12 protein-coding genes and 2 pseudogenes are annotated in these 13,661 nt (G+C 62.9%); 12 read left to right on the top strand and 2 right to left on the bottom strand.

Translation table 11 applies throughout. From position 1 onward, the window contains the following. The first annotated feature begins 712 nt into the window (after nt 1-712). The 12 genes and pseudogenes from OMK73_RS14380 (at nt 713) to OMK73_RS14325 (ending at nt 11,774) form a co-directional block, all read left to right on the top strand. Entirely contained in the window at nt 713-2,413 is a 1,701-nt protein-coding gene (locus OMK73_RS14380; RefSeq protein ID WP_267602648.1) for a multicopper oxidase family protein, read from the top strand. A 102-nt stretch (nt 2,414-2,515) separates the two neighbouring features. Further along, complete coding sequence (locus tag OMK73_RS14375) at nt 2,516-3,049, top strand: SCO family protein (RefSeq protein ID WP_267606375.1); 534 nt, start codon at nt 2,516-2,518, stop codon at nt 3,047-3,049. Between the two features lie 7 nt (nt 3,050-3,056). Further along, entirely contained in the window at nt 3,057-3,398 is a 342-nt protein-coding gene (locus OMK73_RS14370) for a hypothetical protein (RefSeq protein ID WP_267602647.1), read from the top strand. 466 nt (nt 3,399-3,864) lie between these two features. Continuing rightward, nucleotides 3,865-4,836, top strand: a complete 972-nt coding sequence (locus OMK73_RS14365) for a Bug family tripartite tricarboxylate transporter substrate binding protein (protein ID WP_267602646.1) — start codon at nt 3,865-3,867, stop codon at nt 4,834-4,836. Between the two features lie 11 nt (nt 4,837-4,847). Further along, nucleotides 4,848-5,963 (top strand): DSD1 family PLP-dependent enzyme, encoded by a 1,116-nt coding sequence (locus tag OMK73_RS14360; protein WP_267602645.1) that lies wholly within the window; start codon nt 4,848-4,850, stop codon nt 5,961-5,963. A gap of 39 nt (nt 5,964-6,002) precedes the next feature. Continuing rightward, nucleotides 6,003-7,468 (top strand): annotated as a pseudogene (locus OMK73_RS14355) (N-acyl-D-amino-acid deacylase family protein). Nucleotides 7,469-7,475: 7 nt separating this feature from the next. Continuing rightward, a complete protein-coding gene (locus OMK73_RS14350) occupies nt 7,476-7,661 on the top strand; it encodes a hypothetical protein (RefSeq protein ID WP_267602644.1) in 186 nt (61 codons plus the stop codon). Nucleotides 7,662-7,704: 43 nt separating this feature from the next. Further along, a pseudogene (locus OMK73_RS14345) lies at nt 7,705-8,658 on the top strand (LysR family transcriptional regulator). A gap of 245 nt (nt 8,659-8,903) precedes the next feature. Next, on the top strand, nt 8,904-9,473 hold the full coding sequence (locus tag OMK73_RS14340) for an SRPBCC family protein (protein ID WP_267602643.1): 570 nt from the start codon (nt 8,904-8,906) through the stop codon (nt 9,471-9,473). A gap of 243 nt (nt 9,474-9,716) precedes the next feature. Beyond that, nucleotides 9,717-10,196 (top strand): YbhB/YbcL family Raf kinase inhibitor-like protein, encoded by a 480-nt coding sequence (locus tag OMK73_RS14335; RefSeq protein WP_267602642.1) that lies wholly within the window; start codon nt 9,717-9,719, stop codon nt 10,194-10,196. Nucleotides 10,197-10,345: 149 nt separating this feature from the next. Then, the gene (amrS, locus tag OMK73_RS14330) at nt 10,346-11,314 is read left to right on the top strand and encodes an AmmeMemoRadiSam system radical SAM enzyme (protein WP_267602641.1); all 969 of its coding nucleotides are present in this window, start codon (nt 10,346-10,348) and stop codon (nt 11,312-11,314) included. Nucleotides 11,315-11,459: 145 nt separating this feature from the next. Next, complete coding sequence (locus OMK73_RS14325; RefSeq protein ID WP_324291730.1) at nt 11,460-11,774, top strand: type II toxin-antitoxin system RelE/ParE family toxin; 315 nt, start codon at nt 11,460-11,462, stop codon at nt 11,772-11,774. Here OMK73_RS14325 and OMK73_RS14320 read toward each other — a convergent pair. Then, complete coding sequence (locus OMK73_RS14320; protein ID WP_267602640.1) at nt 11,728-12,192, bottom strand: cupin domain-containing protein; 465 nt, start codon at nt 12,190-12,192, stop codon at nt 11,728-11,730. The genes OMK73_RS14325 and OMK73_RS14320 overlap by 47 nt on opposite strands. Nucleotides 12,193-12,508: 316 nt before the next feature. Then, nucleotides 12,509-13,633 (bottom strand): sterol desaturase family protein, encoded by a 1,125-nt coding sequence (locus tag OMK73_RS14315; RefSeq protein WP_267602639.1) that lies wholly within the window; start codon nt 13,631-13,633, stop codon nt 12,509-12,511. Nucleotides 13,634-13,661: the final 28 nt, after the last annotated feature.

The raw sequence follows: 13,661 nt of genomic DNA, 5'->3' as shown, positions 1-13,661 counted from the left end.
AGTGACAGGCGGCCTGAAGCAAGCCGTCTTGCCGCTTCGCAAGGCATCGCAATTCTCCCCGCACCATCCTTTGCGCCGGGCACCGCCAGCACTCGCAGATAGCGTTGTTGTTTTAATAGACGTCCTGCCGCCCCGACGTCAGCGTGCCGCCTTCAGGCAATCGGCACTATTCATCAATAGCCGCAGAAGTACCCTGTAGCTCTCGCCGACACCCAATCATTTATTGATTGTCTTTGCCTGCGCCATCCTCCCGACGGATGTATGAGAAATGGGTTCATATGACTTCTGTTTGCATTGAATCATCGATCCGAAGCTGTGCGGGTCCGTGAGGAGGCACAGATCCGTGGGGAGATCGTCGTGGTCAGCGACGACAACGGATTGCCATGTGCTAGCACGCCCCTGGGCAACAGGCGTTCAACCACCGACGAAAGCCTTCCGCAGGTGCCGGCAATGTTCGCATACATTCTTCATCTATCAGAAGGATGGACAAGGCGCAAACAATCAACAAATGATTGGGTGTCGGGGCACAGCTATAAGGGCCTATTCGGTTGATGAATGGTGCCGATGGTCGCGTGAATAGGCCGAGGGTAAATAAGCCGAGGAGTCGATGGCCCCGGTGTATCCAGGAGCGGCCGGACCTTCATTAAAGCAACAACGCTGCCGGGGTGCAGCGGCGGTGCGAAACATCAACGATGGCGGGGAGGAACGCGCTATGTCCAAGGTCCCTGGCGGATTGCCCCCGGACATTGGTCGTCGCCGACTGGTGAAATTGGGCGTTGCCACAACAGGCGCGGGACTGCTCTGCGCGCAACCAGGTTCATCAGTTGCAAAAGACGGCGGATCGTCCGATCTCCCGCGCAGCCCGCCGACGCCCCCTTTTGTCGTCCCGCTGCCGGTGTCTCCTCCCAAGTCGGTGGCGGCGCTTGATCCCGCTCCAAGCATTAATTCCGGTGTGGGCGAGGTCGGACGCGTAGCGCATCAGCGATGGGACGAGTTCTTGCCAAAGAAATTCTACGCCTTACATGTGCAAGAAGCGTTGCATTCGTTTCACCCGGAGTTGCCGACGCAAGCGATCTGGGGCTATGACGGCAAGCTCCCTGGCCCCACGTTCGTGGCACGCTATGGCGAGCCGGCGCTGGTGCGCATCTACAACGACTTGCCGCTGAACCATGTCGGCTTCGGCATGCCGGAAATCTCCACCCATCTCCATAATGGGCATACCGCGTCCGAAAGCGATGGTTTCCCCGGCGACTGGTACAGTGTCGCAAAGGTTGACCCCAGAGGATTCCTGACGCATCCAGGCCGCTACAAAGACCACCATTACCCGAATATATACGCAGGCGGTGATCCGCGCGAAGCCTTGGGCACGCTGTGGTATCACGATCACCGGATCGAATTCACCGCGCAAAATGTGTACAAAGGTTTGGCCGGCTTTTATCTGCTGTTCGATGACATCGATTCCGGCAATGAACATGACTCCAACCCGAACGCGCTACGCTTGCCTAGCGGTGTGGGCGTGTATGACATCCCGCTGGTGTTCCAGGACAAGCAATTCGACTCCGGTGGCTTCTTGTTTTTTGACCAATTCAATAGCGATGGTATCCTTGGGGACAAATTTTGCGTCAACGGCAAAGTGCAGCCATTCTTCACGGTGGAACGCCGCAAGTATCGCTTCCGCCTGCTTGATGGCGGGCCGTCGCGCTTTTATGAATTCTATTTAAGCTACAACGGCGCCGACCAGGCATTCACGTATATTGCGAACGACGGCGATTTGCTGCCGGCGCCGTTGAGCACGAACAAAGTCAGACTGGGCGTGGCCGAGCGCGCCGACATCGTGATCGATTTTTCCCAGTATCCGCTGGGCAGTCAATTGTTCCTGGTCAACCGCCTGGAGCAAGTCAACGGCAGGGGGCCGACCGGCAAGATCCTGTCACCGGGCACGCAAATCCTGCGATTCGATGTCGAGCGCGAGCCGGCGAGCCCGGACACTAGCGTTGTGCCGCAAAAGCTGCGCGATTTGCCGCCTGTCAATCTTGCCGAGGTGGTCAAGACCAGAACGGTCAGATTCGACCGATCCAACGGCCAATGGACCATTAACGGTGAAATCTTCGACCCCGAGCGGCCGAGTGCGTCTCCCAAACAGGGCACCGCTGAGATCTGGGTGATCCAAACCAATGGGGATTGGTCGCATCCAGTCCATCTTCATTTTGAGGAAGGGCGGATCCTGTCGCGCAACGGCAAGCCGCCGCCGCCACACGAGCGCGGGCGCAAGGACATGTTCGTGGCGGGCCCCGGCGAAGAGCTTCGCGTGTTTATGCGGTTTAGAGACTTTCTCGGCAAATTCCCGGCGCACTGCCATAACTTGATCCACGAAGACCACGCGATGATGTTGCGCTTTGACGTTGTTCCCTAAACCGGGTCTAGGCTGGGCGCGCCCAGGTCGATAAGCGGAGATGCCAACATGATGACTAGACGTCTTGTACTCAGCGGCCTGAGCACAGGCGCATTGAGCCCGGTGTTTGCCGCCGCCCCGCCTCAGTCTCAAAGCGCTGACGGCCAGCGCGCAGGTTATTTTCCCAACGCGATCTTCCACACGCACGACGGCCGCAAGGTGCGGTTTTACGATGATCTGATCAAGGGCAAGCTGGTCGTGATCAACATGCTGCTGACTGAATGCGGCGAAGGACTTTGTCCCACTATGACGGCCAACCTGGTGCGCGTGCAAGAGGCCTTGGGCAAGCGCGTTGGTCGCGACATCTTCATGTATTCGATCACGCTGCGGCCGGAGTTTGACACGCCGCTGGTATTGAGGGCGTATGCCAGGCAGTTTGGTGTCAAGCCGGGCTGGACCTTCTTGCGGGGCGAGCCGCAAGACACTGAAATCATCCGGCGCAAGCTGGGATTCTACGACCTGGACCCAAAGGTGGATGCCGATGTGGGGCAACACACCGGCTTGTTGCGCATCGGCGACGAGCCGCATGATCACTGGTGCATGATGCCCGCGCTCAGCTCACCGCGCCAGATCGTGAGTACCATTTTGAGTGTGTAATTTCACCTTGCTGATCACTACCGGCAAGCCGGAGTGCATCGTGCACGGCGCCGGCGGCAGCCTGCTCGAGCATCCGAAGGAGCATCGGCTGCACTGCGACCTGGGGCCCGGCGATCGTTCGAATCGCGGCCTGGGAAGAACCCAGCCTGTTCAGCGCTGGGATACGTTCCGCTTTCCGATCGCTGCGCTGAGCAGGGGTCATGGCGCCTCCTTTCCCCATCAACCGACCGGTCGGGCTTGGCCCGTAATGAGATCACTGCGCTTCTGCATCGCTATCGCGGGTCCCGAAGTGCAGAATGCGGGGCTCGATAAGGACAAGCGCCGTGGGCTGAAATCGAGCTCCCAATGACGCCGTTTGCGGTTGATGATGACCCAACAGAAATCCTCTATTGATCAACAGCTTACGAGGCACCGTCCACGCTGCTGCTGGGCTTGCGAACCGTCGCACATTGCACCGAAATCAAAGCTACCCCAACGACCTCGGTCAGTAAGTGCATATGCTCTGGGTGCTGCCATCGATGGCCACGCTCGCACCAGCCGTTCGGCGGCCTGGGCCCGAAGTCCGCGGCACTCACCAATTGAAGATCGTTTCCAGTTTTGGGCGACGCCTTCGGCAGCGTAGGGCAGGGGTGTCCCGCTTCTCCAAGAATCCAGAAGTTAGCACGCTGCGACACCGGCTATTCGTAAGCGCGGCTGAATACTGAATGTAGCTGGGGCTAGTTTCTGTTTTGAGTGCGAAGGCTTACCGTTCGCTCACACGCAAGTCGCAAACGTGTGGTAGCCGGCGGCTCTACCGCCAAAAGGAACCCAGTGCCATGTTTAGACGCCTGTTGCCCTCCATTTTCGTCCTTGCCGTAATGGCCGTCGCCGCGGCGCCAGCCGTCGCGGCCTATCCCAACAAGCCGATCCGCCTGATCGTGCCGTCGGCTCCCGGCGGTGCTCCGGACGCGTTGATGCGGGCCCTCGGTCCACAGCTGGCACAGCAATTGGGCGTGCCCATCGTGATCGACAACAAGCCCGGTGGCTCCTACGTGATCGGCACCATGGACCTGGTGAAGTCCGCACCCGACGGCTACACGCTGGCCTACGGCAATATCGTCTCGCTAGCGACCAACAAGTCGCTGCTGCCCTCGGTACCATATGACGTCGAGAAGGACCTGACACTGATCGCGAACACGCTGCGCCTGTCCAACATGATGATCGTCAACAACAGCGTGCCCGTCAGGACCGTTCCCGAACTGATCGCCTATGCGAAAAAGAACCCGGGCAAGCTGGCCTTCGGATCGGATGGCAACGGCACCACGGCGCACCTGGGCGTCGAACTCTTCAAGGCGATGACCGGCGTCAACATGCTGCATGTGCCCTACCGCGCGGCGACCTCGGCCATCACGGACCTGATCGGCGGTGGCATCCAGCTCATGATGATCAACACGCCGGTTTCCGCGCCGATGGCCCAGACGGGCAAGGTGCGGGCGCTTGGCATCTCATCGGCGCAGCGCTCGGCTGCGTATCCGGACGTTCCCACGATTGCCGAATCCGGCGTGCCCGGATTCGAGGTGTCGGCGTGGGGCGGAATCATCGGCCCAGCCCACATGCCCAAAGATATCGTCACCCGCCTCAACCGCGAGATCCGCATCGCGCTGGAGAGCCCCGCCGTGCGAGAGCGATTCAAGTTGCTGGGGGCGGAAATCGCGCCTAGCACGCCCGAGGAGTTCCTGGATCTCTCCCGCCGCGAGACGCTCAAGTGGGCCAAGATCGTGAAGTTCTCCGGCGCCAAGATCGATTGAAGGAAATCCCCATGAGTCCCTGGAAAGCTGCCCAACCTGGCGACCCCGTCGTTGCCATCGACACACCCGCGCTCGTGCTCGACCTGGATGCGTTCGAGCGCAATCTGAAGCGCATGGCTGACGCATTGCGCGGCAGCAACGTGCGCCTGCGAGCCCACGCCAAGAGCCATAAGTGCCCGGAGATCGCCTTGCGGCAGGTCGCGCTGGGCGCGGTGGGCATCTGCTGCCAGAAGGTCAGCGAGGCAGCCGTGTTCGTGGAAGCGGGCATTGGCGACATTCTGGTCACCAACCAGGTGATCGGCGACGCCAAGCTGCGCCGCCTGGCTCTGCTCGCACGCAAGGCGCGTATCGGCGTGCTGGCCGATCATCCGCAGCAGGTGCAGGCGCTGGCCACCGCCGCGCAGGCGCATGCCGTCACGCTCGACGTCTACGTCGAGGTCAACGTCGGCGCCAACCGCTGCGGTGTGGCGCCGGGCGACGAGGCGGCGCAGCTGGCCCGGCAGATCACAGGCAGCGCGGGACTGCGCTTCGCCGGGCTGCAGTGCTACCACGGTCCCGCCCAGCATTTGCGGTCGCCGCAGCAACGCACCGCGTCTATCAAAGAGGCCATCGAGGCGGCGCGCATGACGCGCGACGCCATCGAGGCCTGCGGTATCGCGGTCGAGCGTGTCACGGGCGCCGGCACCGGCACTTTCTTGCATGAACGCGACAGCGGCGTCTTCAACGAGCTCCAGGCAGGCTCCTATATATTCCTGGACCGCGACTACGGCGACAACGAACGTGGCGAGGGCGATGTGCCTTTCGAGCACGCATTGTTCGTGCGTACGACCGTCATGAGCCGGGCGACTCCGCAGCGCGCGATCGTGGATGCCGGCCTGAAGGCGTCGAGCGTGGATTCGGGCATGCCCGCCGTCTGGCAGCGGCCCGACCTGCGCTATGTGAAGGCCGCCGACGAACATGGCGTCCTGGCCACCGGCGATGCGGCCGCAGTGTCGCTGGGCGAAGCGCTGATGCTGGTGCCGGGCCACTGCGACCCGACCGTCAATCTCTACGACGAACTGGTGTGCGTGCGCGGCGACAGAGTGGAGGCCCTTTGGCCGGTTGCCGCGCGCGGCGCGCTGTTGTGAGCGCTGGTGTGCGCCACGGAAGTATCTTTAGGAAATCCCATGCACGAAAAATTTGATCTGCTGATCCGCAACGCGAGCATCGTGGATGGCACGGGTGCGCCGCGTTACGCGGGTGACATCGGCATCCGCGGCGACCGCATCGCCCGCATCGGCGATTTGTGGAGCGCGCGCGGCGAGTTGGAGATCGACCTCAAAGGCCGCATCGCGGCCCCGGGCTTCATCGACGCCCACACACACGACGACCGCCTGATGCTGTCCAGCCCCGACATGGCGCCCAAGGTCAGCCAGGGCATCACCACGGTAATCGCGGGCAACTGCGGCATCTCGCTCGCGCCGATGCCACGGCCGATCCCGCAGCCGGTCACGCCGCCACTGAACCTGCTCGACGAGAAGGGCGACTGGTTCGCCTTCCCCACATTTGCCTCCTACATCGCGGCGCTGCGCGGCCAGCCCGCGGCCACCAACTGCGCCTTGCTGGTGGGTCACACCACGCTGCGCGTAGCGACGGTGGATGATCTGGAGCAGCCGGCATCGCGGGCGCAAATCGAGCAGATGCGCAGCCTGGTGTACGAAGCGCTGGAAGCCGGCGCCATCGGTGTCTCGACCGGCCTGTTCTACGAGCCCTCGATCGCGGCACCGACCGAGGAGGTGATCGACGTCTGCGGCCCGCTCAAGGCATTCGGCGGCGTGTACTGCACCCACATGCGTGATGAAGCGGACCGGGTGATCGATTCGCTGGAGGAAACCTTCCGCATTGGCCGCGAGGTCGGCGTGCCGGTGGTGATCTCGCACCTCAAGGTGGTCGGCGAAAGGAACAAGGGCCGGTCGCAGGAAGCGCTGTCCTTCATTGAGCGGAACATGGCGACTCAGCCGATCTGCATCGACTGCTATCCCTACACCGCCGGCTCCACGGTCCTGCTCGGCTGACCGCGCGGCCAGTTCGACTCGCGTCATCGTGAGCTGGTCGAAGGCGCTCCCGGAATTTGCCGGGCAGGATCTAGACGCCATCGCCCGAAAGCTGGGCGTGGACCAGGACGAAGCGATCCGCCGCCTAAGCCCCGCGGGCGGGATTTACTTTCGGCTGGACGAAGCCGACGTGCAGCGCATCCTGAAGCACGACAAGGTCATGATCGGCTCGGACGGCCTGCCGCACGACGCATCTCCACATCCGCGTCTGTGGGGAGTTTCCCCGCGTGCTGGGCCACTACGGCCGGACCCTCGGCTTGTTCCCCCTGGAGACTGCCGTGCGCAAGATGACCGGTCTCACCGCGGAGAATTTCGGCCTGAAGGACCGCGGCGTGCTCAAGGAAGGCGCGTTCGCCGACCTGGCCCTGTTCGACGCCGACACCATCGATGCGGCCGCCACCTACGAGGCGCCGATGGCTCCGGCGCATGGTATCGATGCGGTCATCGTCAACGGCGCCCTCGTCTGGCAAGGCGGGCGGTCGACGGGCGCGCGGCCAGGGCGCGTGCTGGCGCGCGAGCCGCAGGAGGCGCAGAGCTGACACGCCAATGGTGGAACAACTGGAGACGCCCGCACTGCTGCTCGACGAGGCGCGGATGAATCTCAACATCGAACGCATGCGCTACCGCGTGTGGCAGTTGGGCGTTTCCTTCCGCCCATTTCAAGACGAGCAAGTGCTTAGATGTGACGCGCCGTATGAGGAGCGCGGCTGTGGCAGCATGGCCGAGTGCTAACGCGGGAGTCGACGATGCGGGGGACGGGCGTAACATTCGGGCCATGCCACATGACATCAACGACTTGCGCTTTTTTGTCACCATCACCGAGAGCGGCTCCCTGGCGGAGGCGGCGCGCCGGCTGGACGTGACACCTTCGGCGGTATCGCAGCGGCTACAGCAGTTGGAGTTGAACCTCGGCACCCCAGCTGGCCCACCGCAGCACACGGCGCTTCAGCCTGACCGAGGAGGGCGAGTTGTTCCATGCCGGCGCCGTCGCGCTGCTGGCGGACCTGCATGCCCTGGTTGACACGGTGCGCGAGCGCTCGGGTGACGTGGCTGGCACGCTGCATGTCTGCGGCCCGCTCGGCTTCGGCCGGCACTACCTGGCGGGGGCCATCGCTGACTTCCACACACAGCATCCCAAGCTGATGGTGTCGTTGACGCTCAGCGACGTCGTGTCCGCGGCAGAGGCCAATCGGTTCGACCTGATCGTCCATATCGGCAGCCTGCCGGATTCGAGCATGGTCGCTTACCCGATCGCCCCGAACTCGCGGCTGCTCTGCGCATCCCCGCGCTATCTCGCGCGCCGCCCCGCGCCGCTTGAACCCAAGGACCTGGCGCGACACGACTGCATCGTGCTGCGCGAGAACCATGAGGACGTGACCCTTGGCGCTTTCGCAAGCTGCGCACTGAAGCCGCCGTGCGCGTGCCTGCGATCCTGAGCACCAACGACGGCGAGGTCGCCCGGCAATGGGCGCTCGAGGGCAAGGGCGTGATCTTGCGGTCGGAATGGGACGTGGCCGAAAGCCTGGCCTCCGGCCGCCTTGTGCGTCTGCTGCCCGACTGGGTCTTACCGGATGCGGACGTCGTGGCGCTGATCGCGAGCCGCGCGCGCTTGTCGGCGCGGGTCAAGCTGTTCCTCTCCTTCCTGCAGTCACGCTTCAAACCCCAGCCGCCGTGGCGGGAGAGCGCGCCAAAGCGGGGGCTAAGATCAGGTCTTCCCTCAAGAGGATAGTGAGCCACCTACCCAGGCGATGGCCCGGCGATGCGGCGATCAGCAGATCGCCGCGCGAGGGATTCGTTGTCGAGATGGTCATGATCCTGCTCACGTCTTGTGTCGAATACGGAGACCGCGCCAAAGCGGGGGCCGACTAGGGCACCCGCCGCAGGGCGCCAGGCCGCCGCCCAGCCGCGCATCCAGGCCACTACACTGGATGTATCGCGCTATGCGCGCCGGGGCGCGCCATTTGCCCCGCTGCCATGACGTTACGCAACACACTGTCCTGGGTGCTGGTGGTGATGGCCGCCGTCGCGGTGGCTTGGTTTATGCCTCTGCCCTCGCAGGACGTCACGCGCATCCACAGCGAGATAACGATCGCCCGCCCGCCAGCGGTCGTGTTCGATTACGTCTCCACCCCAGACAACTGGCCGGCATGGCATCCCTCGTCGCTTGCCGTCAGGGGTGCCACGGATCATCCGCTAGGCCCCGGCGAGCGCGTCACCGAGACCTATCTGGTGGCGGGCGGTGGCGGCGTAGTGATCTGGACCGTGACAGACCGCCGCCGCCCGGCCGCATGGGTAATCGAAGGCGAGATCGAGGGCCGCAAGGCAGGCACCATTGCCTACACGCTCACCGCGCAGGGGCAGGGTACGCGCTTTGAGCGCGACTTCAGCTATACCTCTCCCACCCTGGTCTTCGCCGTGCTGAACCAGCTGATGCTGCACCGGCGTATCGAGGCGGAATCCACCGAGACGCTCAACCGGCTGAAAGCGCGGCTGGAGGGCGGGGCGCCTGCGCCAGGCACAAAGCGGCCCGGATTCCCGTCATAGTTCACTGGCCGCACGCGCCGCTCGCGCTTGCATCGCCCCCGAATCCGCAGTAAGTTGGAACGATCGGCCGGGCTCCCGGCCGCATGTACCTCGCCAGCATCACAAGCGGATTCGAGACCGGCGCCATGAACGTGGCGCGCATCGATGGCGGAGCACGATGCTGTGCCACATGTTTTTCTTTCGCTGCTGCTGACGTGGGCCGGTGTATTCGCACCGGCACTTCATGCTCAGACGAGGACAGTCATGCCCATCACCCTGACCTCCACGGCATTTGCCCATGGCGGCGAGATTCCCAGTAAGCTGACCTGCGAAGGCGCCGATATGTCGCCGCCGCTGGCATGGACAGGCGTGCCGCCCGGCACGCGCAGCCTGGCCCTAATCGTCGACGATCCCGACGCGCCGGATCCGGCCGCGCCGAGCATGACGTGGGTGCACTGGGTGCTTTACAACCTTCCGCCCGAGCCGGGGGCGCTGGCCGAAGGCGTGGCGCCGGCCAGCCTGCCGGCGGGCACCCGCGAGGGCCACAACGACTGGCATCGCACCGGCTACGGCGGGCCCTGCCCGCCAATCGGCCGTCATCGCTACTTCCACAAGCTCTATGCGCTCGATGTGGTGCTGCCGGACCTGGGCAAGCCCAACAAGACGGCGCTGGAGCGGGCCATGCACGGGCATGTGCTGGCGCACGCGGAACTGGTCGGCACCTACAAGAAGCTAAGGCGCTAGCGAGACCCCCCGCCGGATGCACACTCCTGCCAGGGAGATGAAAGAGGAATACGCGCGCGTAGGGGCCAATGCGATCCCGGTCGCTGCCGTAGCGATCCACCCGACACGGCGCCCAGTTTTTTGGACCAACCGTCAGCGCTGCCACTGCCATGAAGGAAGCTCTTTACCCCGGCCGTTACTGGCACTTCCTGGATGATGGACGTATCCAGTGCGACCTGTGTCCGCGCAACTGTCACCTGCATGCCGACCAGCGCGGCGCCTGCTTTGTGCGCCAGCGGGTCGGTGATCAGATGATCCTTACCGCCTATGGCCGCTCATCGGGTTTCTGCATCGATCCGATCGAGAAGAAGCCGCTCAACCACTTCTACCCTGGCACCAGCGTCCTGTCGTTCGGCATGGCGGGCTGCAACCTGGCGTGCAAGTTTTGTCAGAACTGGGACATCAGTAAATCGCGCGAGATGGAGATGCTCGCCGACGTGGCCAAGCCCGAAGCAATCGGCGAGGCGGCAGCGGCCTATGGCTGCAAAAGCGTGGCCTTCACCTATAACGACCCGGTGATCTTCGCCGAATACGCCATGGACGTGGCCGACGCCTGCCACAAGCTGGGCATCATGACGGTGGCGGTGACCGCCGGCTACATGGGTGCGCAAGCACGGCGCGACTTCTACGCCAAGATGGATGCGGCGAACGTCGACTTGAAGGCCTTCACGGACGAATTTTATTTCAAGCTCACCGGGGCTCGCTTGCAGCCGGTATTGGAGACGCTCAAGTATCTGAAGCATGAGACCGATGTTTGGCTCGAAGTCACAACGCTGCTCATTCCCGGCAAGAACGACAGCAATGACGAAATTCGCGCTGAGGTGCAGTGGATCGCGAAGGAACTTGGCAGCGACGTACCGCTGCATTTCACGGCGTTCCATCCCGACTACAAGATGACCGATGTGCCGCCGACGCCGTCCCCACGCTTGCCCGTGCGCGCGAGATCGCGCTTGCGGAAGGACTGCAATACGTCTACACCGGTAACGTCCATGACGCTGAAGGCGCCACTACCTACTGCCCAGCGTGTCACACGCCGCTCATCGTGCGCGATTGGCATGACATCGAAGATTACCGCCTGACTCACGCAGGCACCTGTCCCGACTGCTTCGCGACGATTGCAGGGCGATTCGAACAGTTCGACCGCCAGTTCGGACGCCGGCGAATTCAATTCGCATCGGGATGTAGCCCCTCCTGAAAAAGGTTCCAACCGCGCTGTGATCACGAATGCTGCGCGAGCGCTCTCAGGCGTTCGTACAGGAGTTTGTGCCAGCATGCATGGGGCAGGGCGGGGCGCGCACTCTGCTGGCGTTTCGGCTCGGCGGCCGTGCGGTCTTCCTTTACGGTTACGCCAAGAATGAGCGTGACAATATCGATGCGCAGGAACTCAAGGCACTGAAGCGCCTCGTGGCCGAGACGCTGGGCTGGACCGAAAGTCGGACGGTCCATTCTTCCATATCGTCGCCGCGATGCAGTCTCGGTCCCTTTTTGCGCCTCACGGTACCAGCTGGATGTCGCCCGGAGCCTGTGGCGGCAGCTTGATCGCGAGGACCTTGAATTCGCCGCTGGTCGGTACGGATCCAGCATGAACCGTGCCTTTCGGGATAACGATCAGGTCGCCGGCGTGGACTTGGCGCTGCTCGTTCCCCAACCAAAACGTGCCACTTCCCGAGATGACATACTGGATTTCATCGGAGCCCATATGCGTATGCTTGGGCACGTTGCCGGCTTGCACCGCGATGGTTCCAGACGGCGTCGCGACTAGGCCCTTTGTACGCAAAGTCCCCAAGTTCGGAACCTGTGCGCCGATATCGGCATCGGTCATGGCCGCCAGGTCTATGATCTGCGCCGATATCGTCGGTGGCGGCGTCTGAGCCCCTGCCGGCGTGGTCAGGTGGGATGCAAAAAGGCCGCAAGCAAATGCGGCCGGAATTGCTGCAAGAGAGGCATAGCGATGCATGATCTCTTCTCCTTTCGTTTTGTCTTTTTGTCTGCGCGTGTTGTGTAACGCAACAGCAGCCCGGCGCACCTGTGTTGCCGCCGAATTGTCGCACCGGCGAACAGTTCGTATAGCACTAGGGAAACCCTGCGGGTGGTCTCTGCATCGCTGCGCTATTTCAAAAATGGAACGCGCGCTCCCGACGCATTGGGCTGAGTAAACGGCGGGCGGGGTTGGCGAGCCAGTAGGGATCGTTTGAGCGAAAGCGAACCGTCCGATGACACAGGCAGAGCCATGGCCTGCCCAGCCGTTTTGCCACTTGGCGACTGGGTGCCAGTCAGCGCAACAGCAATCCGGCCAGCAGCAACAGCAGCACATCCAGCCCCAGCAGGCTGCGTGGCCGCATCTTCCCCTGCAGCAGGCCGCCCAGACCTGTCAGACCGGCGATCAGCAACAGGGCCAGCCCCCACCGCAGACCGCTCCCCAGCTCATCGATCTGCCACAGATAGCCGGCACTTGCCACCATCAGCAGAGCGAACTGCAGCAGGGCCACTGGCACGGCACCGGCCACCAGCGGTGGATCGAAGCGCTTGCGTGCACGCTGCAAGTCAAAGGGCGCACTATCATCGCTCACGCCGGGCGGCAGCCAGCCCGGCGACTTGAACCACACCTTGAGCTTGTCCTGCCAGCGTGGCGCACGGCGCGCCATCTGCCACAGCGGCACATAGCCGGAAGCCACCGCCCATAGCGGACTCCAGCTGTTGAGCGGGTTGCGGGTACCGTACACCGGCTTCTCCTCCTCCTCGGCAAAAGTGCCGAACAGCCGGTCCCAGATGATCAGCATCCCGCCGTAGTTCTTGTCCAGGTACTGGTCGTTGACCGCATGATGCACACGATGGTTGGACGGCGAGGAAAACACCCGGTCAAACCAGCCCAGCTTGCCGATGTGCTCGGTGTGGATCCAGAACTGGTATAGCAGCACAATGAGGCCGGCCAGCGCAAACTGCTGCGGGGCAACCCCAGCCAGCGCCATCGGCAAGTAAAACGGCCATCCCAGGAAGGCAACGGTACTCTCCTGCCGCAGCGCGGTGGACAGATTGAAATCCTGGCTCTGGTGATGCACGGCATGGGCGGCCCAGAACACCGCACTTTCATGCCCGACCCGATGTAGCCAGTAGTCGCAGAAATCGAACATCACGATCGCCAGCAGCCAGCCCCAGACACTGCCCCACAGGCTGGCATGGGGAAACAGTGCCACCCTGCGCCACGTCAAGATGTACAGGCCGATCTGGAAGAGCTGGCTGACACTGGCCACCAGCTGGCTTAGCAAGCCCTGACTCAGGCTGCTGAGGGCGTCATTCAGGCGATAGGTATTGCGACCGACGAACAGGCCGTAGCCCAGCTCCGCCAGCATCAATAGCAGGAATACCGGGAAAGCGTAGACGGTGATTTGTTCTTCCATGAGCCATTCACAAAAAGTGCCTTACGAC

It is taken from the genome of Cupriavidus sp. D39 (assembly GCF_026627925.1).
Lineage (GTDB): Bacteria > Pseudomonadota > Gammaproteobacteria > Burkholderiales > Burkholderiaceae > Cupriavidus > Cupriavidus ulmosensis.
The sequence above is the reverse complement of the archived record's forward strand: the minus strand, read 5'-3'. Positions and strand labels throughout refer to the sequence as shown.

What these genes read in the sequence shown, in the direction of transcription:
- OMK73_RS14380 (WP_267602648.1), top strand. Translation starts at nt 713, where the DNA reads ATGTCCAAGGTCCCTGGCGGATTGCCCCCGGACATTGGTCGTCGCCGA.
- OMK73_RS14365 (WP_267602646.1), top strand. Translation starts at nt 3,865, where the DNA reads ATGTTTAGACGCCTGTTGCCCTCCATTTTCGTCCTTGCCGTAATGGCC.
- OMK73_RS14325 (WP_324291730.1), top strand. Translation starts at nt 11,460, where the DNA reads ATGCTGCGCGAGCGCTCTCAGGCGTTCGTACAGGAGTTTGTGCCAGCA.
- OMK73_RS14320 (WP_267602640.1), bottom strand. Translation starts at nt 12,192, where the DNA reads ATGCATCGCTATGCCTCTCTTGCAGCAATTCCGGCCGCATTTGCTTGC.
- OMK73_RS14350 (WP_267602644.1), top strand. Translation starts at nt 7,476, where the DNA reads ATGGTGGAACAACTGGAGACGCCCGCACTGCTGCTCGACGAGGCGCGG.
- OMK73_RS14360 (WP_267602645.1), top strand. Translation starts at nt 4,848, where the DNA reads ATGAGTCCCTGGAAAGCTGCCCAACCTGGCGACCCCGTCGTTGCCATC.
- OMK73_RS14340 (WP_267602643.1), top strand. Translation starts at nt 8,904, where the DNA reads ATGACGTTACGCAACACACTGTCCTGGGTGCTGGTGGTGATGGCCGCC.
- OMK73_RS14335 (WP_267602642.1), top strand. Translation starts at nt 9,717, where the DNA reads ATGCCCATCACCCTGACCTCCACGGCATTTGCCCATGGCGGCGAGATT.
- OMK73_RS14315 (WP_267602639.1), bottom strand. Translation starts at nt 13,633, where the DNA reads ATGGAAGAACAAATCACCGTCTACGCTTTCCCGGTATTCCTGCTATTG.
- amrS (WP_267602641.1), top strand. Translation starts at nt 10,346, where the DNA reads ATGAAGGAAGCTCTTTACCCCGGCCGTTACTGGCACTTCCTGGATGAT.